1 pseudogene is annotated in these 398 nt (G+C 72.4%); it reads left to right on the top strand.

Annotated elements, in window-relative coordinates:
- Positions 1–125 precede the first annotated feature (125 nt).
- Positions 126–398: pseudogene (locus G4D85_RS48655) on the top strand (DNA-3-methyladenine glycosylase family protein); the annotation flags it as partial.

Raw genomic sequence — 398 nt, 5'->3', positions numbered from 1 at the left:
GAGGGCGAGCCCCGGCGCCAGGTGCCCTCCGAGACGGACAAGGCCGCGCTACTCTGAGTCTCGGCTCTTCGTGACAAGAATCGGGTTGCGCGGGGCGCTGGGAGCGGCAGCATGTCACCCCTCCCATGCCGCGTCCTGCTCCCACCGCCCCGCGCCTGCCCGAAGCCTTCACTCCCGAGGTCCGCCGTGCCCTGGCGCGCGAGGACCCGAAGCTGGGCGCGCTGATGAAGCGCGTGGGCTCCTTCCGCCTCCAGTTGAGCCCCCTGCACAGTCCCTTCGCCGCGCTGGCGGAGTCCATCGTCTATCAGCAGCTCCACGGCCGTGCCGCCGCCGCCATCTTCGAGCGCGTCAGCGAGCGCGTGGGCAAGGGCCGCCGCTTCACGCCCCAGGCCCTGCTG

The organism is Pyxidicoccus trucidator, assembly GCF_010894435.1.
In the GTDB taxonomy this organism is placed as follows: Bacteria; Myxococcota; Myxococcia; order Myxococcales; family Myxococcaceae; genus Myxococcus; species Myxococcus trucidator.
The sequence above is the reverse complement of the archived record's forward strand: the minus strand, read 5'-3'. Positions and strand labels throughout refer to the sequence as shown.